The organism is Candidatus Magnetaquicoccus inordinatus, assembly GCF_004217665.1.
In the GTDB taxonomy this organism is placed as follows: domain Bacteria; phylum Pseudomonadota; class Magnetococcia; order Magnetococcales; family Magnetaquicoccaceae; genus Magnetaquicoccus; species Magnetaquicoccus inordinatus.
This window is the reverse complement of sequence record NZ_RXIU01000509.1, coordinates 1-1120: the sequence shown is the minus strand read 5'-3', so window position 1 is coordinate 1120 and position 1120 is coordinate 1. Positions and strand designations below refer to the sequence as shown.

The window sequence follows — 1120 nt, the reverse complement described above, 5'->3', positions numbered from 1 at the left end:
CAAACGCTGGGCTTTGGCCAGACGCTGTTGATGGGCTGCATTCAAAACGGCAACAACAATACCGGCAAAAACGGCTTCCTGCTGCACTGCCGGATTAAATTCAACATCAGCCGGAAAAGGCAGACGGGAGTGGACAAAATAGTTTACCACCTCTGTCGGATTGCCAGGGATGCCCAGTAGATGAGAGGGTGCGTCGGGGATGGGGTTTCCCAGGTAGTAACAGAGCAGATTTTGATTGTGCAACGCCGCTTGATAGGCCCGATGGGGCTGCAGAAAGAGGGCATGATCCGTGGGAAAGGCGAGCGGATCGTCGGGCTTGCCTTCATAATAGCGGGCCAGGCGTGCATGATAATTGCTTTGAAACAGCAAACCACGCGGATTGACCGTTCCGGCATAGACAATGGCATAGTAGGCATTTGCCAGCCAATGATGGGCGGTGACCAAATGCGGCTCTATTTGCAAAGCTCTTTGCAATGGTTGAATCGCCTCGACATTGCGGCGCAAGCGCAGCAAGGTTTTGCCCATCAGGCACAGGGCGCGCACATTGTCTGGCTCTTGCTGAATCACCTGCTGGAGGGCGGTATGGGCGTTGTGCAACTGCGATTTGCGAAAATAGACCTCAGCAAGATTGAGTGTCAGCAGGGGATGATGGGGTGACAAGGTCAGCGCTGCCATAATCCGTTGCTCTGCCTGCTCTGTTTCGCCGCGATGCAGAGCGATCATACTGGTCTGGTGTAACCACTCTGGATTGCCTGGCTCGCTTTTGCGCAATGCTTCAAATATGTTCCAGGCTTTGTCCAGATCACCAGCTTGCCGGGCCGCCCAGCCCTCTTCTGCCAAGGTTTGGGGCAAAGGGGCAGGCAAATCTGCTGCAGACTCCTCCATTACTGCTCCTTTCTTGCTGGTAATCTGAACTTGTAACTGTTCACCACCCAAAACTATTGCGGGTCCAGGGAGGGCACCTCCCTGGCCGGGTCCAGGGATGGAATCCCTGGGATTTTGCTTTTAATCTTTTGCCTTTGGCACGCCTTTCACAACAAGCCGACGCGCTTTTTGCGTCGGCTTAAGCGCCTAATGGAAACAAGCTGTGCGGATTGGCGCGCATTTTTGCGCCAATTCG

1 protein-coding gene is annotated in these 1120 nt (G+C 54.2%); it reads right to left on the bottom strand.

Going from position 1 to position 1120, the window contains the following annotated elements; genetic code table 11:
- The coding region (locus EJP87_RS16905; RefSeq protein WP_130472987.1) for a tetratricopeptide repeat protein at window positions 1-885 on the bottom strand (885 nt) is incomplete at its 3' end.
- Window positions 886-1120: the final 235 nt, after the last annotated feature.